Here is a 24,733-nt window from a genome sequence, read left to right on the forward strand (position 1 = left end):
CTGCGGGCAGTCGTGCCTCCCCCAGTGCCGAACGCCTGGGGGCCCCAGGGCGATGGGGGTCCCCCCGCTCGAGCGAAGCCGAGAGCTCGGGGGGAGGGTGGGCGCTGGGGGCACCCCCTGCTCGAAGAGCTCGGGGAGGCACGCCGCCAAGCGCGGTGAGCCGACCCACCCGCCCGCACCAGCCCAGGGCACCGTCTAGTCGACCTCGGCCACCGCCTGCGCGAACTGCGCCTTGTACAGCCGCGCATACGCCCCGTCGGCCGCCAGGAGCTCGTCGTGGGAACCCTGTTCGACGATCGACCCGTTCTCCATCACGAGGATCGTGTCCGCGTCCCGGATCGTGGAGAGCCGGTGCGCGATGACGAACGACGTCCTGCCGTGCTGGAGTTTGGCCATCGCCTTCTGGATCAGCACCTCGGTACGGGTGTCGACCGAGCTCGTCGCCTCGTCGAGGACGAGGATCACCGGGTCGGACAGGAACGCCCGCGCGATGGTGACGAGCTGCTTCTCACCGGCGCTCACCCCGGACCCCTCGTCGTCGATCACGGTGTCGTAGCCGTCGGGCAGCGTACGGATGAACCGGTCGGCGTGCGCGGCCCGCGCGGCCTCCTCGATCTCCCCGCGGGTGACCTTGCCCACCCGTCGCCCGCCACCACCCTGACCGAGTGCGCTTCGCGCACCCCCTTCTACTCCAGCTCCATAGGCGATGTTCTCCGCGATGGTGCCGCCGAACAGCCAGGTGTCCTGCAGCACCATGCCGATCCCGGAGCGCAGTTCGTCACGCGACATGCGCGCGATGTCCACGCCGTCCAGCGTGATCCGCCCGCCGGTGACCTCGTAGAACCGCATCAGCAGGTTGACCAGCGTGGTCTTGCCGGCGCCGGTCGGGCCGACGATCGCGACCGTGTGGCCCGGCTCCACCGTGAGCGACAGGTCCTCGATGAGCGGCTTGTCCGGGTCGTAGCGGAACGACACGTGCTCCAGCGCCACCCGCCCGCGCAGCTCCTGAGGCCGCACGCCCGGCACCGGATCCGCCTCCTGCTCCTCGGCGTCCAGGAGTTCGAAGATCCGCTCGGCCGAGGCGACGCCCGACTGCACCAGGTTCGCCATCGACGCCACCTGGGTCAGCGGCATCGAGAACTGCCGCGAGTACTGGATGAAGGCCTGCACGTCACCGATGGACAGCGCGCCCGACGCCACCCGCAGACCACCGACGACCGCGACCAGCACGTAGTTGATGTTCGACACGAACATCATCAGCGGCTGCATGACGCCACTGTTGAACTGCGCCTTGAACCCCGCCTCGTACAGCGCCTCGTTCTGCTCGGCGAACTGCTTCGCCGACTCCTCCTGCCGTCCGAACACCTTCACCAGCGTGTGCCCGGTGTACATCTCCTCGATGTGCGCGTTCAGCTTGCCGGTGGAGCTCCACTGCTGCACGAAGTGCGGCTGCGACCGCTTGCCCACGCGCATGGCGACGACGAACGACAGCGGCACGGTCACCAGCGCGACCAGGGCCAGGATCCAGGAGACGTAGAACATCATGGCGAGCACGCCGATGATGGTCAGCAGCGAGTTGATGAGCTGGCCCATCGACTGGTTCAGGGTCTGCCCGATGTTGTCGATGTCGTTGGTGGCGCGGGAGAGCACCTCGCCGCGCTGACGCTTGTCGAAGTACGACAGCGGCAGCCGCGACAGCTTCGTCTGCACGTCCTCGCGCATCCGGAACATGGTCCGGTTCACCGACCGGTTCACCAGCCGTGTCGCCACCGCCATCAGCAGGCCGGCCACCAGGAACGTACCCAGCGCGAACAGCAGCACCTCGCCGACGGCGCCGAAGTCGATGCCCTGGCCCGGGGTGAAGTCGGTGCTCCTGAGCATGTCGGCGATCCCGCCCTGCCCGCGCTCCCGCATCGAGGCGAGGGCCTGCTCCTTGGTCGCCCCGGCCGGCATCCGCCGTCCGACGATCCCCGCGAAGACCAGGTCGGTGGCCTTGCCGAGGATCTTCGGCCCGATCACGCTGAGCGCGACGCTCACGACCACGCACAGCACCAGGACGCCGACCGTGACCCGTTCGGGCTTGAACTGGGCGACGAGCCGTTTGCCCGACTCCTTGAAGTTCAGCGAGCGGCTGTCGGGGCCGCCCGCCATCCGCCCCATCGGCCCGGCCATCAGGCAGCCTCCGCTTCCGTCAGCTGGGAGAGCACGATCTCCCGGTAGGTCTCGTTGTCCGCCATCAGCTCGTGGTGGCGGCCGGTGCCGACGACGCGTCCCTCGTCCAGGACGAGGATCCGGTCGGCGTCCCGGATGGTCGCCACCCGCTGGGCGACGATGACGACGGTCGCCTCGGCGGTCTCGCGGGCCAGCGCCGCGCGCAGGGCCGCGTCGGTGGCGTAGTCGAGGGCGGAGAAGGAGTCGTCGAAGAGGTAGATCTCCGGGCGCTGCACGAGGGTGCGGGCGATGGCGAGCCGCTGCCGCTGACCACCCGACACATTCGTGCCGCCCTGGGCGATCGGCGCGTCGAGGCCGCCCTCCAGCCCGCTGACGAACTCCTTGGCCTGCGCCACCTCCAGCGCGTGCCACAGCTCCTCGTCGGTGGCGTCCGGGTTGCCGTAGCGCAGGTTGGTGGCCACCGTGCCCGCGAACAGGTACGGCTTCTGCGGCACCAGGCCGACCGTCCTCGCCAGCAGCTCCGGGTCCACGGTCCGCACGTCCACGCCGTCGACGAGAACCTCGCCGTCGGTCGCGTCGAACAGGCGGGGCACCAGCCCGAGCAGGGTGGACTTGCCGCTGCCGGTGGAGCCGATGACGGCGGTCACCTCGCCGGGGCGGGCCACCAGGTCGACGGCCTTCAGCACGGGCTCCTCGGCCCCCGGGTAGCGGAAGCCGGCGCCGCGGATCTCCAGATGGCCGTGGCGGCGCAGCTCGGTCACGGGCGCGGTCGGCGGCACGACGCTGGACTCGGTGTCCAGGACCTCGTGGATGCGCTCGGCGCACACCTCCGCGCGCGGCACCATCATGAACATGAAGGTGGCCATCATCACGGACATCACGATCTGCATCAGATAGGCGAGGAACGCGGTCAGGTCACCGATCTGCATCCCGCCGCTGTCGATGCGGTGGGCGCCGAACCACACCACGGCGATGGACGACAGGTTGACCACCGTCATCACGATCGGGAACATCAGCGCCAGCCAGCGTCCGGTGGCCAGCGACATCTCCGTCAGGTCCTCGTTGGCCCCGCGGAAGCGGTCCTTCTCGTACTCGTCGCGGACGAAGGCGCGGATCACGCGGTTGCCGGTGATCTGCTCGCGCAGCACCCGGTTCACCGTGTCCAGGCGCGTCTGCATGGACCGGAACAGCGGGCGCAGCCGGCGCACGATCAGGGTCACGCAGATGCCGAGCACCGGTACGACGGCGACCAGGACCGCGGACAGCGGCACGTCCAGGCCGAGGGCCAGGACGACACCGCCCACGCACATGATGGGCGCCGACACCATCAGGGTGAACGTCATCAGGGCCAGCATCTGGACCTGCTGCACGTCGTTCGTCGTACGCGTGATGAGGGAGGGCGCGCCGAAGTGGCCGACCTCGCGCGCGGAGAAGGACTGCACGCGGTCGAAGACGTCCGCCCGTACGTCCCGGCCGAGGGCGGCGGCGGTCCGGGCGCCGAAGTAGACGGCACCGATGTTGCACACCACCTGCGCCAGCGAGATGCCGAGCATCACGGCACCGAACGTCAGGATGTAATCGGTGTCACCCTTCACCACACCGTTGTCGATGATGTGGGCGTTCAGCGTGGGCAGGTAGAGAGTGGCGCAGGTCTGCAGGAACTGCAGCAGCACCAGGAGGGCTATGGGTCTTTTGTACGGCCTGAGATAGGCCCGTAGAAGTCGTGTGAGCACGCTGGGTCTTTTCGAGTCGGCGATGGGGGCGGTCATGTCCCCTGGCCCCTATCGTCGGACACTCCACCCGTGTTACCTCAACCGATTAAATCGGCTGCGGGCCAACGGCCGAGGCCCGCCCGGCCATGGGCGGCATGTCTCAAATACCCTCATATGGGGGACCGTTACGCCTGGAACGCCCCCGGATGGATCTGCTCGCGCACCGACACGTACTGCTGGCGCACCGCCTGGCCCACCGCCAGATCCTCGCCGGGCTCCAGGACCTGGGCGACCGCGCCCTGCCAGACCGGCGGGGTGCGCGGGTCCAGGGTGCCCTGCGACACGCCGAGCGCCCAGGCGGCCTGCCGGGCGGCGCCGATCGCGGCGTAGTCCGCGGGCTGCGGCACGACGACCTGCGCCCCGAACAGCGAGGGCGCGGCGGCCTGTACGGCGGGCAGCTCGGCGGCCGGCCCGAGCAGGAAGACACGGCGCACCTCCACACCCCGGCCGCGCAGCACGTCCAGCGCGTCCGCGAGCCCGCACAGCATGCCCTCGAACGAGGCCCGCGCCAGGTGCTCCGGCTTCATCGACTCGCGCCTGAGACCCGCGAGCGTTCCGGCGGTGTGCGGCAGGCTGGGGGTGCGCTCGCCCTCCAGGTAGGGCAGCAGGACGAGCCCGTGGGAGCCCGGAGTGGACTTCATCGCCAGGTCGGACAGGGCCTCCAGGTCGGGCAGGCCCAGCAGTTCGGCGGTGCCGCGCAGCGCCCGCACGGCGTTCAGCGTGGTCACGACCGGAAGGTGCATGCCGGTGGCGTCGGCCAGTGAGGTGATCACCCCCGCCCGGTCCACGAGGGCCTCGGGGTGGATCGCCATCACCGAACCGGAGGCGCCCAGCGACACCACGGCGTCGCCCAGCCCCAGCCCGAGCCCGAAGGCGGCGGCCATGGTCTCCCCGGTCCCGGCCGAGATCAGCAGCCCCTCCGGGGTCGTACCGGCCGCGTCCGCGGGGCCGATCACGTCGGGGAGCGCGGCCTGGTGGCCGAGTGCCAGCTCCACCAGGTCGGGGCGGTAGGCGCCGGTGGCGGCTGACCAGTAGCCGGTGCCGGAGGCGCCGCCGCGGTCGGTGGTGCGGCGCAGCGGGCGGCCCAGCAACTGCCACACCAGCCAGTCGTGCGCCTGCAGCAGGAGCGCGGTGCGCCGGGCGGCCTCGGGTTCGCTCTTGGCGAGCCAGCGCAGCTTGGTCACCGGCAGCGAGGCCTGCGGCACGCAGCCGACCGCCTGCGCCCAGGCCTCACGGCCGCCGAGCGCGTCGATCAGATCGGCCGCGGCGACCTGGGCCCGCCGGTCGCCGCCGACCAGCGCGGGACGGACGGTGGCGCCCTGGGCGTCGATCGGGATCAGCGCGTTCTGCTGCGCCGACACGCCGATCGCCTGCACGCCCTCCAGGAGCCCGCCGCCGGCGGCCTCCCCGAGGGACAGCAGCCAGGCCTGCGGGTCGACGTCGGCGGGGCGCCCGCCGCCCTGGGGGTTCTCCACCGGGTGCGGGGCATATCCCTGCCTGAGCACGGAGCCCGTGTCCGCGTCGCAGACGACGATACGAGTGAAATCGGGCGAACTGTCCAACCCGGCGACTATCCCCATGGCCAAAATTCTGCCGTATCGCTGCGCTTGCTTTGGCCGTGGGCGCCTCGGCGCCGTGGGGCATGCGGGTTGTGTGGCGGGTGCGGGTGCTCTGTGGCTGATCGCGCAGTTCCCCGCGCCCCTGAGGAAGTGGCTGTGGCCGGTGCTTACAAGGTGCCGTTCACGTGTTGCTCGTGCCCCAGTCGTCCTCGGGGGTGCCGTTGGTGTGGGCGCGCAGGGTGCGCATGCGGTGGGCCACCGCCTCGGGGACGTGGCCGCCGACCTTCTCGCTGACCGTGTGGTAGGCCTTGCCCGCGAACTGGCGGCCCTGCTGGGCCGCGCTCTCGGCGGTGTTGCGCACCGCGGGGTTCTGGGCGACCTGACGGGCGGACTTCTTGATCTGCTCGTAGCGCTCGCGCCCGGCCCTCGTGCCCAGCACGAAGCCCACGGCGAGCCCTGCGAAGAACGCGAGCCGGTAACGCATGGGTGGCCACCCTTCCCTTGCCTCGAGATCACACGCGGGGTACTGATTGGCGGAGCACCCCCCTGCTTGCGCTAATGTATGTGTCGCAGCGAGCGCTCGCCCCCTGGCGAATACCCAGGTAGGTGCGTTCGATGCAACGAGGCCTTCCTCCGTAGCTCAATTGGCAGAGCAGCCGGCTGTTAACCGGCAGGTTACTGGTTCGAGTCCAGTCGGGGGAGCTCGGTCCTCCGTAGCTCAATTGGCAGAGCAGCCGGCTGTTAACCGGCAGGTTACTGGTTCGAGTCCAGTCGGGGGAGCCTGGTGAACGAGGACCCTCCGGGGTCCTTTTTCATGCCCGGACTCATGTCCGTGGGAACCGCCGCGGCAGCGGTGAAGTCCTTCAAGGTCATGAAGGGCCGCGGAAGACGACCATCCGGAGCAGGAGATCGTATGAGCGGCTATGCTGCGGCAGACGGCGCGCACACTTGTACGCGACACGCCGCGACGGGGCGGTAGCTCAGCCGGTTAGAGCAGCGGACTCATAATCCGTCGGCCGTGGGTTCGAGTCCCACCCGCCCCACCAGGAGCTACCCGCGCAGAATCGATCTGACCTGTGGCTTCGCGGGTCAGATCGGCTCGCTTCGACCAAGTCTGCGGCCCCCGGAAGTCGATCCGGGGGCCGCCGGTGCGTGTCGGGGGTGTTTTCACCCGGACGGAGGAATGGGGATCACGCGGTCGGGCTACATGCCGTCAGGGACCGGGGTCTTCCGTCCGTCAGGGACTGTCGTCGTCGGCGGCGTCGGCCGTCTCGGGCAGATCGTCGCGTTCGCCCTCGGCCTGGGAAGGGGTCGGGTACGGCGTGTCCGGCGGCTCGGCGGTGCGCCGGGTGTCGGTGTCGTCGCGTTCGCCCTCGGCCTGGGAAGGGGTGTGCTCTCTCATGGTGGTGACTCCTGCGGACGGGGCTGGTCACTCGTCCGTACACCGGGTACCCCGGAACACACTCCGCCACCGCCGCGCCTCTCACACGTCGGAGCTGTGCGCGATCGCCGTGCGCAGAGCCGTACGTATCTCCGCCGGGGGCGGTGAACCGCCGCTCCGGGCGCCCTCGGTGACCGCGGCGGCCACCGTGCGCAGCTTGGTGTTGGACCGCTGGGAGGTCTCCCGGAGGATGTCCCACGCCTGCTCCGGCGTGCACGCGTGAACGGCCATCAGGATGCCGCGGGCCTGGTCGATCACAGGGCGGGAAGCGATGGCCCGGCGGAGCTGTTCGACCTCCACCTGCAGCTGCAGAAGCCGCTCCGACCGCTCCAGGGCCACCGCGGAGGCGACCGGCGGCTCCGGCCGGCCCGGTCCCGCCCCGCCGGCCGACGGGTGCAGGGGATCGGTGGTGTCCAGACCGGCCAGTTCCAGGATGCGGCGCGGCTGGCCCGTCCAGCCGGTCGCGGTCACCTGGACCGTTTGACGTCGGCCGTGGTCGTCGAGGATGTCCAGGAAATCCAGCCCCGCGGTGTCCATGAAGGTCACACCGGACATGTCCAGATCGACCCGGCTGGTGCCCGGCGGCAGCTCCGCGAGCGTCTTGGCCAGGGTCTGGGCACAGCCCTGGACCAGCTCCCCGCGTGCGGTGAGCGCCGCCCGGCCGCCGACGTCCGTGCGCATGTCGATGGTGAGCGTGTCGCCCGGAGTGTTCAGCCGTCGTGCGAGAGGTTGTGGTTCCGCTGAGGTCATGTCCCCGCCTTGTTCGTCCCCGGCAGTCCTCGCGACGTCGCGTTCCCTGTCCCCGCCGGTCCACGTCCGACGCACGCCGCGGGCGAGACGAGGTCCGCGGAGTCCCGGCGGTGCTGCCTTGCGCCTGCCCGCTTCCCCGCGGTGTACACGCGAGGGGGGAACGCGGGATTCCCGTCCGTGGGGTGCGGGGGAAGGGGAAGCCGGGTGTGCCCCGTCGGCCGGAGGCCGCGGCCGTGGGATCCGCGCCATGGCGGGTAAACGGACGTGGGTCCCGAAACGCGGACGACAAGGTGCGACATGCCTTCGAAGGTGTCCTCGGCGTGTCCCGGGACGGCAAGGAGACGGTGTGGACATCCCGGGCCGGAGGCGGGTTCCGGCAGATGGCGCGGCGTTGGAGCCGGAGGTGTGTCCGCTGCCGCGGCGAAGCGGGCTGCGGGCGGTGCGCGAAGGTGAGGACGTGTACTACCCGGAGCTGTCGGCCGTGACCTTCGTCACCGGCGCCTGCGTACTCGCGGACGCCGTACGGCGGCTCGAGCCGGACCGCCGTATGGTGCTGCGCCGGATACTGGAGATGTGCTGGCCCGGCCTGTCGGGGATGGGGGTGTCGACGGCATGACCGCGACCGCAAAGCCCTTCGTCCACCCCGCCCTGTTCTACCGGGACGAGCGGGAGTACCTAGCGGGCACCGTGCCCTTCGTACGCGAGGGGCTCCGGTCCGGTGAGCCGGTCGCGGTGGCCGTCCCCGGCGAGAACCTGCGGCTGATCGAGGACGCGCTGGGCGCGGACGCCGGCGCCGTACGGCTGCTGGACATGCGCGAGGCCGGGCGCAACCCGGGCCGGATCATCCCGGGGGTGCTGCGCGCCTTCGCCGACGCCCAGCCGGCCGGCCGCCGGGTGCGGATCATCGGCGAGCCGATCTGGGCCGGCCGGACACGGGCCGAGTACCCTGCCTGCGCCCAGCACGAGGCGCTGATCAACGCGGCGTTCCAGGGCCGCGAGGTCACCATCCTGTGCCCGTACGACGCCACCCGCCTCGACGAGCGGACCCTCGCCGACGCCCACGCCACCCACCCCGTCGTCATCCCCTCCGGCTCCGCCGGGCAGCGGGAGAGCGCCGCCTACGCCCCCGAGCACGTCGTCGCCCACTACAACGAGCCGCTGCCGGTCGTGCCGGACGCGCTGTCGTTCCCCTTCACGGAGCAGACCCTGCCGCAGGCCCGGCACGTCGCCACCGCCGAGGGCGCGCGGCTCGGGCTGGCCGGCATCCGGCTGGAGGACCTGGCCCTGGTCACGGCCGAGCTGACCACCAACAGCGTGGTGCACGGCGGCGGTTCGGGCGAGCTGCGGGTGTGGGCGCGGGACGGGTACGTGCTGTGCGAGGTACGGGACCGGGGCCGCCTGGACGATCCGCTGGCCGGCCGCCGGCCCGCAGTCCGCGACCAGCGCGGCGGCCGCGGACTGCTCCTGGTCAACCTGGTCGCGGACCTGGTCCGCGTGCACTCCGGCGAGGACGGCACGACGGTCCGCTGCTGGTTCACCGTTCCTAAGGGCTGAGCAGGAGTGAGCCTGATCAGCCGCACGCCCCGAACGGTTGTGGGCGCACTGGTCGTCCTCCGCGACCGGAGGTCGCTGATGGATGCTGCCGCGTCCCGGGCGGCGACACGGATCGTGTCCGTGGTCCGGGCCGGGCGGGCGGCCCGCAGCCGGAGGCTGCTGATGTACGCGCCTGACGACCTGGCCATGTGGGTACGGCCAGAGGCGACGGGGAGGCCCTGAACCATCTCGCTGGTGGAGCAGGGGCCCCGCACGCCGGCACCGTACCCGGCGTCCCGGATCGCACGGCAACGCCACCCCGACCGGCCCAGCACACCGCAGGGCAGGCAGCCGACCATCACACGATCGAGCGAAACCGACCTTGTACACACTCCCCGACGAGCAGTCGCCAACCCCCTGACCGCGGGCGCATACGCCTAGTTGGTGCCCAGCGGGTCCAGGATCAGTGGCTCGATCCGGCCCTCCAGCATCGCGCCCAGCCCCTGGACCGCGCACAGTTCGGGGCGATCGGCGATGTGCACCGGCATGCCGGTCACCTCGCGCAGCATCTGGTCCAGGCCCGGGAGCAGGGCCGAGCCGCCGACCATCATGATCCCGCGGTCGGCGAGGTCGGCCACCAGGTCCGGCGGGCACTCGCGCAGCACCTTGTAGATGCCGTCGAGCACGGCGGTCAGCGGCGTCTGGATGGCGTCCCGTACGGCGGCGGTGTCGATCCGGACGGACCGGGCGAGGCCCGTGGCCACGTCCCGCCCGTGGATCTCGGTGGAGACCGGGCCGTCCGAGGTCAGCCCGTTGCCGGACAGGGCCAGCTGCAGCGGCCGTACGGACTGGCTGGGCAGCAGCAACGCGTGTGCGTGGCGCAGGTGTTGCACGATCGCGTGGTCGATGGCCTCCCCGCCGACGGGAATGCGTTCGGCGGTGACGATCGAGCCGAGCGAGAGGACGGCCACCTGGGTGGCCGCGGCCCCGCACACCATGATCATGGTGGCCTCGGGCCGCTCCACGGGCAGCCCGCAGCCCACGGCGGCGGCGATCAGCGTGTCGACGAGTTCCACGCGGCGGGCGCCGAGCCCGATCAGCGTCTCGACGGTGGCCCGCTGGGCGAGCGGATCGGAGTCGTGCGGGGTGCAGGCGGCGGCCCGCAGCCGGGTCTTGCGGCGCAGGGTGCGGCGCATCTCCTCACCGAGCAGGTGCCGCAGCATGCGCTGCGCCATCTCGATGTCGACGACCGTGCCGCCGGAGACCGGGCGGACCACGCGGATGTAGCCCGGGGTGCGGCCGGTCATCCGCTCCGCGAAGTCCCCGACCGCGATCAGGGCGCCGTTGCGGGTGTTCACCGCCGCGACCGAGGGCTGGTCGACGACGATCCCCGCGCCCTTGACGTACACACGGGTCCGGGCCGCTCCCAGATCGACGGCGAAGTGGCAGCGGCGCAACTGCTCCAGACTGGCGGCCATGGCGGATCCTCCCGAGAGCGCGGACCGTCGCGGCCGCCGGGCGGCGGCCTCTTTGGCATCGTGCGGGGGCGGGGGAGGGGGCGCCTGTTCTGGGGGGCCGGGAGTGGTGCGGCCAAACGAGTGAATTTTATGATTATGTGTCATATAGGGGGTGTGTCTTGTGGCCGACGATCCCCCGGACGACACCCAGCTCGAGCAGGTCCTGGGGGCGGATCCGGAGCTGGTCGGCCGTGGCCGGCGCCTGCTCGGGCGGACGCTTGAGTATCGCGGCGGCGAGCTCGGGGGCGATCACCGAGAAGTAACTGTCCGGCGTGGCCCAGGTGTTGCCGGGCGCGGCCAGGGCGAGCGCGCCGCCCGAGCCGCCCTCGCCGATCACCAGCGTGGTGAGGGGCGTACGGGCGGACGCCACCGCGCCGAACAGGTCGGCGATCGCGGCGCCGACGCCCTGCCGCTCGGCCTCCGCGTCGTTCGCCGCGCCCGGCGTGTCCACCAGGGTCAGCACCGGAATGCCCAGGCGGTCCGCGAGCCGGATCAGCCGGGCGGCAACGCGGTAGCCGGCGGGCCGGGTGGCGGTGCCGGTCTGGGCGGCGTAGGCGACGGTACGGCCCTCGTGCTCGCCGAAACCGCACAGCATCCCGTCGTCGGCGCCACCGCAGCGGTCACCCCGGACGGCCGCCCGCCGGGTGAAGTAGGCGTCCAGGTAGCGCTCGGCGCGCGGGTGTCCGGGAGCGCGGGCCCGCTCGACGGCCTCCCAGCCGGTGGCGGGGAGGCCGGATGTGCACAGGGCCCGGGGAGGCGGGGCGGCCGCCGCGGACGGGCTCGTCAGGAGCCGCAGCCACAGCCCCAGCGTCCGGCGCAGCTCCTCCGGCCGTACGACCGCGTCCACCGCGCCGGCCGCGAGCTGCGCCTGTGCGGTGTAGACCGCCGGGTCGGCGTCCGGCGGCCGGACCCGGGAGCCGGCGAAGCCGACCTGGGCGCCGGGCAGGGCGAGGACCACGTCGGCGCCGGCGCCGAGGGTCGCCCAGCCGCCGCCCGTCGTCGGGTCGCGCACCACCGCGATCTGCGGCAGACCGGCCTCCCGGGTGAGCGCGGACTGCCTGGCCACGCGCTGGAGCTGGGTGAGGGCGAGCATGCCCTCCTGCATCCGGCTGCCCCCGGTGGCGAGCAGCGGGACGACCGGCAGGCGGTGCTCGCGGGCATGGGCGTACGCCGCCTCCAGCCGGTCGCCGGTGTGCCGGCCCAGCGAGCCGCCGAGGAAGCCGAACTCGAAGGCGATGAGCACGGCCCGGGTGCCCTCGACGTGCGCGGTGCCGCAGACCACGGACTCCTGCTCGCCGGTGCGCTCGGCGGCACGGGCGCGCGCGGCGTCGTAGCCCTGCCAGCCGAGCGGGCCGTCGGGCCCCGGCTCCCTTGCGCCATCGGGCAGTTCACGGAAGTCGTCGGCGACGAGGGCGATGGCCTGCCGGGCGGAGAGCCGCTCAGCCCGCTCAGCCATGCGTCAGCGCCCGCTTCATGATCTTCCCCATGTCGTTGCGGGGCAGCGAGTCGAGGACGCGGACGACGCGGGGCCGCTTGTGCGGTGCGAGCCGCCGGGCCACGTGATCGGCCAACTCCTCGACTCCCGGCGGGGACTGCGGATCCGCCGGCACGATCCAGGCGACGATCCGCTCGCCGAGGTCGGGGTCCGGCTCCCCGGTGACGGCGGCCTCGCGCACCCCCGGGTGTTCCAGGAGCGCGTTCTCGATCTCACCCGCGCCGATCTTGTAACCGCCGCTCTTGATCAAGTCGGTGGCCTTGCGGCCGACGATACGGACGTAGCCGTCGCCGTCGCGCACCGCCATGTCCCCGGTGCGGAAGAAACCGTCGGCGGTGAACGCGGCGGCCGTCGCGTCGGGACGGTTCAGGTACTCGGTGAACAGGTTCGGGCCGCGCACCTGGATCTCGCCGACCGTCTCCCCGTCGTACGCCGTGATCTCCGTACCGTCCTCCTCCACGAGCCGCAGTTCGACCTCCGGCAGCGGCACCCCGACCGTCCCCGCGCGCGCATCGCCGTCGGCGCGCACGCTGGTGTTGATGAGCGTCTCGGTCATGCCGTACCGCTCGATCACCCGCCGGCCGGTCGCGGCCGCGATCCGCTCGTGGTCGTGCACGGGCAGCGCGGCCGATCCGGAGACCAGCAGCCGCGCCCCCGCGAGTGCCCTGGCCAGCTCCGGGTCCCAGGGCAGCGCCTCCGCGACGCGGTGGTACATGGTCGGCACGCCGAAGAGCATGGTCGCGCCGCTGTTCAGCTCCCGCGCGACGCCCTCGGTCGTGAACCGCCCCAGATGCCGGACGGCCCCGCCGTGCCGCAGCGGCCCGAGGACGCCCAGCACCAGCCCGTGCACATGGAACAGCGGCAATCCGTGCACCAGCACGTCCTCGCCCGTCCACCGCCAGGCGTCGGCGAGCGCGTCCAGCGTGGTGGCGACGGCCCGGCGGGGGATGACGGCGCCCTTGGGCGGGCCGGTGGTGCCCGACGTGTAGACGACCAGCGCGGGGTCGCCGTCACCGGCGCGATCCTCGGGAACGGGACCGCCCGCGCGCACATCGACGTCCACACGCTCCAACCCGGACAGCGCGGCCGGAAGCTCGTCCCCGGCCGCCGCGAGCACCACCGAGGGCGCGCTGTCGCCCAGGATGTGCCCGAGCTCCTTCTCCCCGGACCTCGGGTTGAGCGGCACGGCGGCCACCCCGGCCAGCAGCGCGCCCACCACCCCGACGGCCGTCTCCAGCCCCGGAGTCGCCCAGACGGCCACCCGTCCCTGCCCGCGCACCCGCGCGCCCACCGCCCCGGCCGCCGCCGCGAGCTCCGCATACGTCAACGACCGGTCGCCGAACCGCAGGGCGACTTGCTCACCGGGATCGCCCGTCAGGGCCGGAAAAAGAGAGGACACGCGGCGACTCCTAGCGACTCTGCGACTCTCGTGCCGTCCGGGGGACGACACCTCCGTCCTACCCAAGACTGACGCCGTTCGCCGCCGCGGGAATGTCGCCCTGGTCACTTCATGCCGACGCCGCGTCGGCCACCGCACAGGCCACGGCGGGTAGTCTCCGCCCGAACCGCTGTACGAAGCCGTACGAAGAGGGAGTCCGCCGTGCCCCGTGTCGCACTTGCCACCTACGACCCCGGAGGGAAGCCGGGCAAGGACCGTGATCTGGGTGGGCTGGTACGGGCGCTGCGGGCGGCCGGAGGTGAGGCGGAGGCCGTGTGCTGGGACGACCCGGGGGTCGACTGGGGCGGGTTCGACCTGGTGCTCATACGCTCCACCTGGGACTACAGCCGGCGCGCCGAGGAGTTCATGGCGTGGGTGGAGCGGTGCGCGAAGGTGACGCGGATCGCCAATCCGGCGGACGTGGTCGCTGGAACACCGACAAGCGGTACCTCGGGGACCTCGCGGCGGCCGGAGTGCCCGTGGTGCCGACCCGGTACCTCGCGCCCCAGGACGCCGTCCGGCTTCCCGAGGGCGGTGAGTTCGTCGTCAAGCCGACCGTCGGGGCCGGCGCCCGGCTCGCCGCCCGGTACGCGCCCGGGGAGCGGGAGACGGCGGCGGCGCAGGTGGCGCGGATGCACGAGGAGGGGCTGACCGCGATGGTGCAGCCGTATCTCTCGCGCATCGACGTCAGCGGGGAGCGGGCGTTGCAGTTCTTCGGCGGCCGGCTGCTGCACGCCAGCCGCAAGCGGGCCGTGCTGACGCCCGGAACGGCCTACGACGCCGACAAGGTGGCACATCCGGATCTCGGGCCGTGGACCGCGACGGGCGCCGAACTCGCCGTCGCCGAGCGGGCGTTGGCCGCCGTTCCCGGGGATGCTGAGCTGCTGTACGCCCGTGTCGACCTGGTGGACGGGGAGGACGGGGAGCCGCATGTGATGGAGCTGGAGCTGGTCGAGCCGAATCTCTTCCTGTGGCTGCACCCGGAGTCCGTCGCCCCGGTGACCGAGGCGGTCCTCGCCGCCGCTAGTCGCTGATCCGCGTCCGCTGCAACAGGCCCCAGGTGAACTCCGCCACGACCTGCCGGCGTACGCCCCGGGCGTCCGGGGCCTCGAACGCCAGACCCCACCGGGTCGGGGCCGTGCCCTCCAGGGGGCGGGCCGGGGCGAAGGCGCGGACGGCCTCGTCGACCGTGCAGGACCAGGGGACGAGGTCGTCGGTGGTGCGCAGGTCGGGGCCCTCGACTCCCGGGGCGCGGACCAGCCACTCGTTCCAGACCTGGCCGCTGGGGGCGACCAGCACCTCGAAGCGCAGGTCGGGCCAGAGGGGAACGGGCCACCGGCGGGCCTCGCAGTCCAGGTTGCCGACGCGGCGGGCGGTCGTCGACTCCGGCTCGCCCAGGACGGAGCGGTAGCGGCTTGCCGCCGGGCGGGACCGCGGGGAGCGGGCCATCGCCTGCCAACGCTTGTTGGCCTCCCGCATGTCCGCGAGGGAGACGCCCAGCGTGCGGCGGGCGTCCTCCACCAGGTCCGGATTGTGGTCGGCCATGCGGCGCAGCAGCACCAGCTGGAAGTCGAGCGGGGTGAAGGGACCGGTGGGGCGCTTTCCGGAGGACGTCGGCATGGGATCCATCGTCGCCCACCCGGGACCCGGCCGGGCGGCGGCCGCCCGGAAGGAAGAGAGACAGGAAGTACGGGCACCTTGACGGCGTGTCATGCCCTGCTGACACTGACTGACGACGGGCAGGGGTGGGACCCGGGGTGGGGCGACCGCCGGACTGACACTCCGGACCGGCTTTTCGGACGGAGAGGCTGACCCTGCGATGTCCAGACCGCCCGCCGCCGCGCGCGGCATCGTCGCGCCGCTCGACGCCCGCACCGACGGGCCGGGGCCGAACACCTCACTGATCACCTGCGAGCAAGCCGGTCGGGGGAGTTGACGAGTGCCCGCCACTCCCCGGTCCGCCTGGCACGGCGTGCCCCGTCCGCAGGTGCGCCGGTTCACCGCGATCGCCCTGGCCGAGGCGCCCGAGCTCGCCGAGGAGATCCTGCGCGAGATCCGCCGCGCGTACCCGCACCTGCCGGTCGTCCTCGACGGCAGCGGCGAGCCGATGGCCCTGGTCGGCATCCGTCGCGCCATCGAGGTGTTCGTACGACACCTGGAGAGCGCGCGGGACCCGGGCGGCCGCCCCACCGCCCCGCCGGGCGTCTTCCACGAGTTCGGCCGTGGCGAGGGCCTGCACGGCCGCACCCTCGACTCCCTCCAGGCGATCTACCGCATGGGCGTCCGCCTGGCCTGGCGTCGCTTCGCCGACATCGGGCAGCGCGTCGAGATCCCACCGCCCGCGATGTACGAACTCGTCGACGCCGGCTACGAGTACCTGGACGGGCTGGTCGACCAGTCCGTACGCGGCTACGCCGAGGCCGCCGCCCGGCAGGCCGGTGAACGCCTGCGGCTGCAGCGCCGGCTGATGGAGCTGCTGCTCGCCGAGCGGCACCGCGGCGACGACGCCGACGCGCTCGCCGAACGGGCCGCGCGGATCGGCTGGCCGCTGCCCCGCAGGGTCGCCGTCGGCGTGCTGCTGCGCCCGGCCCGGGAGGCGGTCGCGCCCGCGGTGGGTCAGGAGGTGCTGCTGGACATGGAGTGCGAGCAGCCCCGTATGGTCGTGCCCGATCCGGACGCGGCCGGCCGGCCCGAGCTGCTGCACCGGGCGCTGACCGGCTGGGCGGGGGCGATCGGGCCGCCGGTCGCGCTCACCCACGCCGCGAAGTCGCTGCGCTGGGCCGCGGCGGCCGTGGGGCTGATGGAACGCGGGCTGCTGCCGGCCGGGGAGGTGCTGCACTGCACAGAGCACACCAGGGCGCTGGTGCTGCTGCAGCCGGAGGAGCTGATCGACGACCTCGCGCTGCGCTGCCTCGCCCCACTGGCGCACTGCGGGCCCACGCACGGGCGGCGGCTCGCGGAAACGTTGCTGGCCTGGCTGGAGACCCGCGGCGGAGCGCCGGAGGTGGCCGCGCGGCTCGGCGTCCACCCGCAGACCGTGCGGTACCGGCTGCGGCAGATCCGGGAGCTGTGGGGCGACGAGATCGACGACCCCGACCGGCGCTTCGAGCTCGAACTGGTCCTGCGGGCCCAGCGGCTGCGCGGGGAACTGGGGGACCCGAGGGCGCGGCAATAGGCCGGGCCCCGTCCCGCCCATTGCCCGGGCACCCCACGGTGACTAGCCTGTGTTCGTCATGCCGACCGTCTGTTGATATTTCGAACAGGCCTGGTTTCAAGGGAGGGGACCGGTCGTGGGACGCCTCGTACCTGCCGTGACCCGGGCTCTCGACATACTCGAGCTCTTCCTGGACGGGGACGGGACGCTCTCCGCCCCCGACATCGTGCGCAGGCTGCAACTGCCGCGCACCACGGTGCACGAGCTGGTCACCACGCTCGCCGCCCGCAAGTACATCGTCCCGGTGACCGGACAGCCCGGACGCTACCGGCTCGGCGTCCGCCCGTACCAGCTCGGCAGCCGCTACGCCGAGCAGCTCGACCTCGCCGCCGAGGGCCGGCAGGTCGCCCGCTCGGTCGCCGAGACCTGCGACGAGACCGTGCACGTGGCGATCCTCGAGGAGACCGACGTCATCTACATCGCCAAGGTCGACTCCACGCACGCGGTGCGCATGGTGTCCGCGGCCGGCCGCCGCCTCCCGGCGCACTGCACCTCGGTCGGCAAGATGCTGCTCGCCTCCCTGCCCGAGCAGGAGCTCGCCGCGCGCATCCCGGACGGGGCCGAGCTGGCCGCGATGACCCCGAACAGCATCACCGACCCGGCCACCCTGCGCGAGGCCCTGGGCGGGATCCGGAGGCGGGGCATTGCCGTGGAGAGCCGCGAGTCCAACCCGGACGTCTCGTGCGTGGCCGCGCCGGTGCGCGACCGCACCGGGCAGGTGGTCGCGGCCCTGTCCATCTCGGTGCCCATGATCCGCTGGAGCGAGGAGCGCCGGGCGGAGCTGGAACAGCTCGCCGCGAAGGGCGCCGCCGAACTGTCGGAGCGCCTCGGACACCGGGGCGTTGCATGACGGCGTACGAGGTCGCGGTCCGCGCGCGGGCGGAACTGGGCGAGGGCCCGACCTGGGACACGGCGGCCGGGCGGCTGATCTGGGTCGACATCCTCTCCTGCCGGGTGCACACCCACGACCCCGCCTCGGGCCGCCGCACGGTCCGCACGACGGAGCAGCACGTGGGCGCGGCCAAACCCCGCGCGGGTGGCGGACTCGTCCTCAACCTGCGCGACGGGGTGGGCCTGGTCGACCCCGACGGCACTTTCCGCCGGCTGCACCTCGACCCGGTCCCCGGCCGCCGCGGCAACGACGCCGCCGTGGCACCCGACGGCTCCCTGTGGGTCGGCACCATGCGCTACGACGAGGCCCCGGGCGGCGGCACCCTCACCCGCCTCACCGGCGACGGCACGGCCGAGGTGGTGCTGCCCGACGCGACGGTCAGCAACGGCACCGGCTGGAGCCCCGACGGTCGTCTGATGTACTACGTCGACTCGCCGACCCGCCGGATCGACGTCTTCGACTTCGACGGCGGACGGGCCACCGGCAGGCGGCCCCTGGCCCGGATCGAGGAGGGCGCGGGCTTCCCGGACGGCCTCACGGTCGACGCCGACGGCTGCGTCTGGGTGGCCCTGTGGGACGGCGCCGCGATCCGCCGCTACACCCCCACCGGCACCCTGGACCGCGTGCTCCCGCTCCCCGTCCCCCGCCCCACGGCCTGTGCCTTCGGGGGCCCCGGCCTGACCGACCTCTACGTCACCACGGCCCGCACGGGCCTGCGGGCACCACACCCCCTGTCCGGCTCGGTCCTGGTGGTACGGGACGCGGGCCGGGGCCTGCCCCAACCGGCGTTCGCAGGCTGACCTCCGACTCCGCGGCCGTCCCGCCCGGCCCCTGGCGCCACTCCTCCGGCGCCCCGGACGCCCGGGGTGACCACGACCCCGCCGACCGGGTCGCGCGGGCCGGTCCGGGAGGCCGGAGCCGCCCCGGCCCCCGGCGGGGATTCCGCCCCCTGCACCCCGCTTTCCCGTCCGTCCGCTCATCGCGGTGAGGGGGAGGTCATGTCCCCGGGGTTCCTCCCCCGAACCCAACGGCGCGGGCGGAGCCCGGGGTGGCCACGGCCCACCGTCGACCCGGTCGTGCGGGGCCGGTCTGCCGCGGGCCGGTTCGGGAGGCCGAGGTCGTCCCGGCCCACGTCGGCCGTGCGGCCTCAGCCCCCCGTTTGGTCCAGTTCCTCCACGATCTTGCGTTCGGACACCGTCAGCGGAGGCCCGGAAAGCGGCGGCAGCAGAGGCCCGTTGAGGACGGTGAGCAGGGTGTCGGGGCGCAGCAGGCGCTCGGGGCCGGTGCGCATGCTGGTGACGTCCCAGAGGGCGGCCGCGGCGCGGTAGGAGCCGGTGGCCGCCCTCGTCAGGCGGCGGCTGTAGGACGTGACCAGCCGGTCGGCGAGGCCGGGCCGGGCACCGCGGCTGTCCGGGTACCAGACGTCCTGGCCGACGGCCGCCGTCCAGGCCGCGTCGACAGGGCGGGCGGCGCCGCGCTGCACGCGGCGGGCCAGACCGGGACCGTCAGGGCCGGAGCGGCGCAGCTCGTCGTTCAGGAGCCGGGCGTGGAACGCGGCCACCGACATGCCCTGCCCGTAGGCCGGGTTGTAGGTGGCGATCGCGTCGCCGAGGGCGACGAAGCCCTCCGGCCAGTGCGGCAGCTTCTCCAGGTAGCGGCGGACATTGCTGGTGCTGCGGCTGACGTACACGTCGGTGAGGGGCTCGGCACCGGAGACCAGCCGGCCCACGATCGGGGAGGGCAGGTCGAGGGCGTAGCGCAGGAACCCCTCGGGGTCCGACGGCGGCTCGCCGCCCCGCGAGCCGGCCAGGCTGACCATCCAGCGGTCGTCCTCGATCGGCAGCACCATGCCGCTGCGGCCCGGCCGGGACCCGTACGGGTCGGACTGCACCATCGTCAGCGGGAACTGCTCGGCCCCCGCGGGCGTACGGTACACGCGCGTGGCGTTGACCAGGCCGGCGTCCACGGTCCGCTCCCGCACCCCGGTGATCCCGAGTTCCCGCAGCCAGGTGACGACCCGCGAGCCGCGCCCGCTCGCGTCGACCACGAAGTCGGCGGCCAGCTCCTCCTCCCCGGCGGCGGTCGCGACCCGCACCCCGCGCACGCGCCGTACGTCGCCGGCCAGGCCCACGGCCTGGACCTTGCGGATTTCAACGCCGGTGCGGGCGAGGACGGTGGAGCGCACCGTGAAGTCCAGCAGCGCGCGCGTGCAGCTGAGCATCTTCGGCCCGTCGTGCCGCCAGCGGCGCAGCCAGCCCTCGGGGGTCAGGACCACCATGCCGTGGCCCAGCGGTATCTCCCGGGCACCCGCGGCCAGCAGCCGCTGCCGTATGCTCCCGCCCGGCATCAGCTCCTCCATCGCGGCCAGGCCGCCGGCCATGAGCAGATGGGCGTGGCGCCCCTGCGGCAGCCCCCTGCGGTGCTCGGGCCCCTCGGGCAGGTCGTCGCGGTCGAGTACGACCACGTCGTCCACGGCGTCGGACAGCACCGCCGCGGCCAGCATGCCGGCCAGTCCGGCACCGATGACGACGGCTCTGCGGTGACCAGGGGTCATGGGGCTCCTCGGAGTCGGCCATGGGCTCAGCCATGGGAGGTCCTCACCGTTCCTTCTCGTACGGCGGTTTCGGCGGACGAGTGGACCAGCGCCTGCGCCAGTTCCACCAGCCCGCTGGTTCCTGACACCTCCGTGGCGTGGAGGCGGTAGCCGCTCGGCGCCGCGAGCGGCTCCTCGCGGGCGGCGGCGCGGCGCACGGCGTCGGCGAGCATGGCCGCCTCCGCGGCGATCCGGGCCTCGTGCGCGGTGCGGCCCGCGCGCCGGGCGGCGGCCAGCGCGCGCTCGCGGACGCGGTCGTCGAAGTACGGGGCGAGGCCCAGCAGCGCGTCGTGGATGGACACCTCGCGCCACTGCAGGCGCGCCTGGGGCAGCTGCCACCAACAGCTCGGCGGCTTGGGCGCGGTGGACCCGAGCCGGACCCGCGTCCACAGCGGGCCCAGCCGCCGGTAGTCCCGCAGGCCGCGCGCCTGTGCGAGCACCGCCGGGAGCAGCCTGGGCAGCACGAAGCCGGCGGAGCACAGCAGCGCGCCGAGCGAGGCCATCGGCGGTGCGACCTTCGTGGACAGCACGTCCAGGTCGTGCCCCGACCAACGCGCCACGACGGCCGTGTACTTGGTCAGCTGAAAGCCCACCACGTCCAGCAGCGACCCGGCCAGGATCAGCCGCAGCCCGGCCCGCAGCAGCCCGGTGACCTCGCGGCTCCACTTGACGCACAGGACGCACATCGTCAGCGTCGCCGCGCTGTGCCCGACCAGGTAGAGCAGGATCATCTCGCGCAGATACGGCGTGTTGGCGTAGTACGTGTCCAGGTCGGTGAGCCGCTCGGTACGGGCGTCGCCCAGCGCGAACAGCCCGACGATCACGACGACCAGCGGCCCGTACGCGGCGATGCTCCGCAACACCATCCGCCGCACCCGCTCCGGAGGCCCGCCCCTCCAGTGGATCAGCAGGATCAGCAACGAGCAGCTGTACGCGGACAGCATCCCGTACGTCAGCGGCGCCCCGAAGTTGGGAACACCGGTGAGCCGGTTCACCGCCGCCAGCGTCAACGGAGCCGAACACACGAACACCAGCGATCCGAGCACGATCGCCGCACACGTGGACACGGTCAGCGGATCCCGCACGGCGGTACGCGGCCCGCGCAGTAACACGGCGGCCGACATCCCGAAAATCCCGGCCGCCAGATATACGACGAGACTCACCCCGGCCACCTCCGCACGGCGGCTCCGCGTGAGGTCGTTCCTCGCGCGCGCGTTGCGCGCCGCGGCGGGCGGGCTGTTGCGGAACCGTTCATGCCGTGCCCGTGGGGGCCGGGCCGGCGGGAATGCGACGGGGCGGGGCGGGCGGGGGTGTGGTCAGGGCGTCGGCGATGTGGAGGAGGTCGGAGGGGCCCGGGGTCCGGGCGGTCAGACGGGCGGGGACGCCGGAGGGCGGGGCGGCGGGGTCGTCGCGTACCGCCGCGGCGATGACCGCCGCCCACGCGGCGGCCTCGGCGCGCTCCTTGTCGCCGGTCGTCTCCAGCACCGCCTCGTGGGTCCGCTCGTACAGGGAGCGGTCGAAGGACGCGTCCAGATAGCTGAGCGCGTTGTGGATGCTGGTCTGCCGCCACATCAGCCGCGTGGTGGGGGACGCCCAGCGCGGCCGGGGCAGCCGCAGGCAGCGGCGGGTGAGGACGCCGTCCAGCTCGCGCTCCAGCGGCTCCAGCCGCGCGTATGTCCGCCAGGCCCGCCGGCACTCCGTCAGCCGGGGCCCGGCCAATGGCACCAGGATGCCCACCGACGTCAGCAGCGCACCCAGCCCGGCCGCGGCCGGCGAGACGTTCGTACCGAGCCCCGACCAGTCCCGCCCGCACCAGCGGGCGACCACGGCGACGAGCTTGGTCACGCTGTACCCGGCGCCGCACAGCGAGCCCAGCCCCAGGACCAGCAGCCCCGCGCGCAGCCAGCCGCCCACCTCGCGTGCCCACCGCACCGAGGACACCGTGGTGACGCTGACGGCGGCGAGGTGCCCCACCAGGTACAGCACGATCATCTCGGCGATGAACGGCGTCGTCGCGTAGTAGGTGTCCAGGTCGGTACGCCGCTCCACCGGCGCCTCGCCGAGCGCGAAGGTGGTGGCGATGCCGACCAGCACCAGCGCGTAGGCCACGATCCAGCGCCGCGCCACCCGGTGCACCCGCTCGCCGCCCCGCCAGTACACGATGAGGACCTGGGAGGCCGCGCTGTAGGCGGTGATCGACGCGTACGTCAGCGGCGCGGCGAGGTTCGCGACGCCGCTGAGCCGGTTGACCGCGCCCACCGTCGGCGGGGCCCCGAGGAGGAAACAGGAACCCGCCAGGCCCAGCACCGCGCAGATCGCCCGCAGATACGGGTCACGCCGGTGACGGAACAGGTCCGGGGCCTTCACCACCAGGCCCAGCCACAGCACACCACAGCTGACGTAGTTGATCAGGCCGCTCATCTTCCCCGAGTCCCACGGTAGTTGAGCGCCGCCCCGATGCGTCCGGCCAGGTCCTGTCCGTCGTCGGCACCGGCGGCGGACACCGAGTCCGCCGGCGCATCCAGCCAGGCCCGCAGCCGACGGCCCATCAGCATGCCGAACCGGTCGGCCTCCTGCTCGTCGGCCAGGCTGAAGTCGGTGCGCGCCGCCACCGGCCGGGGCGGTCCCGCGGCGGGCGCGGCGTCCGCGTCGGCGACCCGCCGGCTCATGTGCCACACCTCGTGACAGAAGATCACGATCTGGTGCCACACGGCGGCCCGCTGGTCCACCACGACCACGTCCCGCGTCTCGCCCTCCAGCCACAGCCCGCTGGCGGTGTGCGGCGGGAAGACCTCCCGGCGGACCACGACCCGGCGGCCCCGCCAGGCGCTGACGGAGTCGACGAGCGCGGCGAACAGCGTCTCGGGGTCGGCGGGAACCGGCACCCGGATGGGGTCGATGAGCGCATCGGCCAGCCGCCGCATCTCCCTTTTCCTACGCACCGCACTCCCCCGTGGATCTCTCACGCCTGCCCCCATCATCCCCGGGCACCGGGCGATGGGGAAAGGTCCTTGCGCCGCGGTCACTCATGAACCGGCACGCTCCCCGCCGGCGCCGCGGCCCGCAGCCGTACCGCCGCGATGCGGTCGGGGCGGCGCAGCGCCCGGGAGACGGCGCCGATCTCCCGCAGCAGCTCCGTGGTGTCGCGGTCGCGGCCACCGTCGCCCTCGGGCGAGTGCTCCCGTCGCTCCACGGCGTCCAGGATCGCCACCGCGGCGGCCAGCGCCCTGGCCTCCTCCGGCGCGAACTCCAGTTCCAGCGCGGCCCGGTGTGCCCGCCGGTGCAGCTCCTCGTCGATACGGCGGGCCAGCGGCAGCAGCACGTCGCGGATGAACGTCTCCCGCCGGGTCAGCCTGAGTTCCGGACCGCCGCGCGGCAGCAGCGTCGGCCCCCGGCCGTTGACGGTCCGCATCAGCAGGTACAGCGACCGCAGTTCGCGGTGGGCGATCCGGACGCGCCAGCGGTCGTGCAGGTACTGGCCGGCGTGCGGAAGGATGAAGCCCACCGCGATCAGGATGGCCGACACACAGGCGACGGGCGGCGCCACGCCCGTGCTCAGCCAGTCCAGGTCGTGCCCGGTCCAACGGGCCATCACGGCGGTGAGCTTGGAGGCGTCGAACAGCAGGTTGAGGCCGTAGCCGACGCCGAGCGACTTCAGCCCGCAGCGCAGCCAGACGTCCAGCCCGTCGGTGCGCACCCAGTTCCATATCACCCGCGAGGTGATGAGCACGGCCACGGAGTGTGCGAGCAGGTAGAGCAGGATCTCCTCGCGCATGAACGGGGTGTTGGCGTAGTACGTGTCCAGGTCCCGCAGCCGCTCCACGGGCACGTCGGCGAGCGCGAACAGCACCCACAGCGCGACGATCACCCCCGAGTAGACCGAGATCACCCAGCGCATGGCACGCCGGGTCGCGGCCGAACGGTCGGACAGCCCGTTCCGCCAGGCGATGATCAGCAGCAGACAGGATCCGCAGAACGCGGTGAGCAGCGAGTACACCCAGGGCGCCGAGATGTTCGGCACGCCCGTGACCCGGTTGGTCCAGCGAATCGTCGACGGCGCCACGAACACGAACACCGCGCAGGCGAGCAGCAGCAGTCCGCCGACCGCGCGCAGCATCGGGTCCTGCCACAGCCGGATGATCGTGGGCACTTTGATCATCAGCGCGGCGGTGAGCACCGCGGCCGGGATCCAGAAGGAGATGGAGGACTGGCCGGCCAGCACGGCGGGATCCAGGGCGAGCCGGACGGGCCCGGCGGCCGACCCGGGTAAGTCCATCACCACACTCCTCCTGACCGCCTCCCGTTGAGCGGTCGTCCGAGCCTACGCGGCCGGAGTTGTCCGCGTCATGTGATCCGA

20 protein-coding genes, 3 tRNA genes and 1 pseudogene are annotated in these 24,733 nt (G+C 73.1%); 9 read left to right on the top strand and 15 right to left on the bottom strand.

Annotated features, from left to right (window positions below; all coding sequences use genetic code 11):
• Positions 1-195: 195 nt before the first annotated feature.
• The 4 genes from ACX25U_RS25030 to ACX25U_RS25045 form a co-directional block, all read right to left on the bottom strand.
• Positions 196-2,172: an ABC transporter ATP-binding protein gene (locus ACX25U_RS25030; RefSeq protein ID WP_454383291.1), complete on the bottom strand. Its 1,977-nt coding sequence runs from the start codon at positions 2,170-2,172 to the stop codon at positions 196-198.
• The gene (locus ACX25U_RS25035) at positions 2,172-3,905 is read right to left on the bottom strand and encodes an ABC transporter ATP-binding protein (protein ID WP_454394496.1); all 1,734 of its coding nucleotides are present in this window, start codon (positions 3,903-3,905) and stop codon (positions 2,172-2,174) included. Before ACX25U_RS25035 ends, ACX25U_RS25030 begins: the two co-directional genes overlap by 1 nt.
• A 164-nt stretch (positions 3,906-4,069) precedes the next feature.
• Positions 4,070-5,524 carry a xylulokinase gene (locus ACX25U_RS25040; RefSeq protein ID WP_454383292.1) on the bottom strand — a complete coding sequence of 485 codons (1,455 nt, stop codon included), beginning with the start codon at positions 5,522-5,524 and terminating at the stop codon, positions 4,070-4,072.
• Between the two features lie 160 nt (positions 5,525-5,684).
• Positions 5,685-5,987, bottom strand: a complete 303-nt coding sequence (locus ACX25U_RS25045) for a YtxH domain-containing protein (protein WP_454383293.1) — start codon at positions 5,985-5,987, stop codon at positions 5,685-5,687.
• 145 nt (positions 5,988-6,132) lie between these two features.
• Between ACX25U_RS25045 and ACX25U_RS25050 the strand changes: the two genes are divergently transcribed.
• The 3 genes from ACX25U_RS25050 to ACX25U_RS25060 all read left to right on the top strand — a co-directional run bounded on the left by ACX25U_RS25050 (position 6,133) and on the right by ACX25U_RS25060 (position 6,549).
• Positions 6,133-6,205 (top strand) — tRNA-Asn (locus ACX25U_RS25050).
• Positions 6,206-6,210: 5 nt separating this feature from the next.
• A tRNA-Asn gene (locus tag ACX25U_RS25055) sits at positions 6,211-6,283 on the top strand.
• A gap of 189 nt (positions 6,284-6,472) precedes the next feature.
• A tRNA-Ile gene (locus ACX25U_RS25060) sits at positions 6,473-6,549 on the top strand.
• Positions 6,550-6,740: 191 nt separating this feature from the next.
• Here ACX25U_RS25060 and ACX25U_RS25065 read toward each other — a convergent pair.
• Both ACX25U_RS25065 and ACX25U_RS25070 read right to left on the bottom strand, forming a co-directional pair.
• The gene (locus ACX25U_RS25065; RefSeq protein ID WP_454383295.1) at positions 6,741-6,905 is read right to left on the bottom strand and encodes a hypothetical protein; all 165 of its coding nucleotides are present in this window, start codon (positions 6,903-6,905) and stop codon (positions 6,741-6,743) included.
• Between the two features lie 81 nt (positions 6,906-6,986).
• Positions 6,987-7,694 (bottom strand): ANTAR domain-containing response regulator, encoded by a 708-nt coding sequence (locus tag ACX25U_RS25070; RefSeq protein WP_454383296.1) that lies wholly within the window; start codon positions 7,692-7,694, stop codon positions 6,987-6,989.
• 439 nt (positions 7,695-8,133) lie between these two features.
• Between ACX25U_RS25070 and ACX25U_RS25075 the strand changes: the two genes are divergently transcribed.
• Entirely contained in the window at positions 8,134-8,310 is a 177-nt protein-coding gene (locus ACX25U_RS25075; protein ID WP_454383297.1) for a hypothetical protein, read from the top strand.
• Entirely contained in the window at positions 8,307-9,248 is a 942-nt protein-coding gene (locus tag ACX25U_RS25080) for an anti-sigma factor RsbA family regulatory protein (RefSeq protein WP_454383298.1), read from the top strand. The genes ACX25U_RS25075 and ACX25U_RS25080 overlap by 4 nt, the downstream gene beginning before the upstream one ends.
• Before the next feature lie 416 nt (positions 9,249-9,664).
• Here ACX25U_RS25080 and ACX25U_RS25085 read toward each other — a convergent pair whose 3' ends face one another.
• The 3 genes from ACX25U_RS25085 to ACX25U_RS25095 all read right to left on the bottom strand — a co-directional run bounded on the left by ACX25U_RS25085 (position 9,665) and on the right by ACX25U_RS25095 (position 13,638).
• Complete coding sequence (locus tag ACX25U_RS25085; RefSeq protein WP_454383299.1) at positions 9,665-10,705, bottom strand: rod shape-determining protein; 1,041 nt, start codon at positions 10,703-10,705, stop codon at positions 9,665-9,667.
• Positions 10,706-10,838: 133 nt separating this feature from the next.
• Positions 10,839-12,200 (bottom strand): carboxyl transferase domain-containing protein, encoded by a 1,362-nt coding sequence (locus ACX25U_RS25090; protein WP_454383300.1) that lies wholly within the window; start codon positions 12,198-12,200, stop codon positions 10,839-10,841.
• On the bottom strand, positions 12,193-13,638 hold the full coding sequence (locus ACX25U_RS25095) for an acyl-CoA synthetase (RefSeq protein WP_454383301.1): 1,446 nt from the start codon (positions 13,636-13,638) through the stop codon (positions 12,193-12,195). Before ACX25U_RS25095 ends, ACX25U_RS25090 begins: the two co-directional genes overlap by 8 nt.
• Before the next feature lie 201 nt (positions 13,639-13,839).
• Here ACX25U_RS25095 and ACX25U_RS25100 point away from each other — a divergent pair.
• A pseudogene (locus tag ACX25U_RS25100) lies at positions 13,840-14,711 on the top strand (ATP-grasp domain-containing protein).
• Here the strand turns inward: ACX25U_RS25100 and ACX25U_RS25105 are convergent.
• On the bottom strand, positions 14,701-15,306 hold the full coding sequence (locus tag ACX25U_RS25105; RefSeq protein WP_454383302.1) for a hypothetical protein: 606 nt from the start codon (positions 15,304-15,306) through the stop codon (positions 14,701-14,703). The pseudogene ACX25U_RS25100 and the gene ACX25U_RS25105 overlap by 11 nt on opposite strands.
• A gap of 310 nt (positions 15,307-15,616) precedes the next feature.
• Between ACX25U_RS25105 and ACX25U_RS25110 the strand changes: the two genes are divergently transcribed.
• The 3 genes from ACX25U_RS25110 to ACX25U_RS25120 all read left to right on the top strand — a co-directional run bounded on the left by ACX25U_RS25110 (position 15,617) and on the right by ACX25U_RS25120 (position 18,583).
• Positions 15,617-16,852, top strand: a complete 1,236-nt coding sequence (locus ACX25U_RS25110; RefSeq protein WP_454383303.1) for a PucR family transcriptional regulator — start codon at positions 15,617-15,619, stop codon at positions 16,850-16,852.
• A 115-nt stretch (positions 16,853-16,967) separates the two neighbouring features.
• Positions 16,968-17,741: an IclR family transcriptional regulator gene (locus ACX25U_RS25115; RefSeq protein WP_454383304.1), complete on the top strand. Its 774-nt coding sequence runs from the start codon at positions 16,968-16,970 to the stop codon at positions 17,739-17,741.
• Positions 17,738-18,583 carry an SMP-30/gluconolactonase/LRE family protein gene (locus ACX25U_RS25120; RefSeq protein WP_454383305.1) on the top strand — a complete coding sequence of 282 codons (846 nt, stop codon included), beginning with the start codon at positions 17,738-17,740 and terminating at the stop codon, positions 18,581-18,583. Before ACX25U_RS25115 ends, ACX25U_RS25120 begins: the two co-directional genes overlap by 4 nt.
• A 347-nt stretch (positions 18,584-18,930) precedes the next feature.
• Here ACX25U_RS25120 and ACX25U_RS25125 read toward each other — a convergent pair whose 3' ends face one another.
• The 5 genes from ACX25U_RS25125 to ACX25U_RS25145 form a co-directional block, all read right to left on the bottom strand.
• Positions 18,931-20,337 carry an NAD(P)/FAD-dependent oxidoreductase gene (locus ACX25U_RS25125; protein WP_454383306.1) on the bottom strand — a complete coding sequence of 469 codons (1,407 nt, stop codon included), beginning with the start codon at positions 20,335-20,337 and terminating at the stop codon, positions 18,931-18,933.
• 26 nt (positions 20,338-20,363) lie between these two features.
• On the bottom strand, positions 20,364-21,539 hold the full coding sequence (locus ACX25U_RS25130; protein WP_454383307.1) for an MAB_1171c family putative transporter: 1,176 nt from the start codon (positions 21,537-21,539) through the stop codon (positions 20,364-20,366).
• Positions 21,540-21,627: 88 nt separating this feature from the next.
• Positions 21,628-22,797 carry an MAB_1171c family putative transporter gene (locus ACX25U_RS25135; RefSeq protein ID WP_454383309.1) on the bottom strand — a complete coding sequence of 390 codons (1,170 nt, stop codon included), beginning with the start codon at positions 22,795-22,797 and terminating at the stop codon, positions 21,628-21,630.
• Entirely contained in the window at positions 22,794-23,300 is a 507-nt protein-coding gene (locus ACX25U_RS25140; RefSeq protein ID WP_454383310.1) for a toxin, read from the bottom strand. Before ACX25U_RS25140 ends, ACX25U_RS25135 begins: the two co-directional genes overlap by 4 nt.
• A 98-nt stretch (positions 23,301-23,398) precedes the next feature.
• A complete protein-coding gene (locus tag ACX25U_RS25145) occupies positions 23,399-24,652 on the bottom strand; it encodes an MAB_1171c family putative transporter (protein WP_454383311.1) in 1,254 nt (417 codons plus the stop codon).
• Positions 24,653-24,733: the final 81 nt, after the last annotated feature.

This window comes from Streptomyces sp. JNUCC 63, assembly GCF_054366325.1.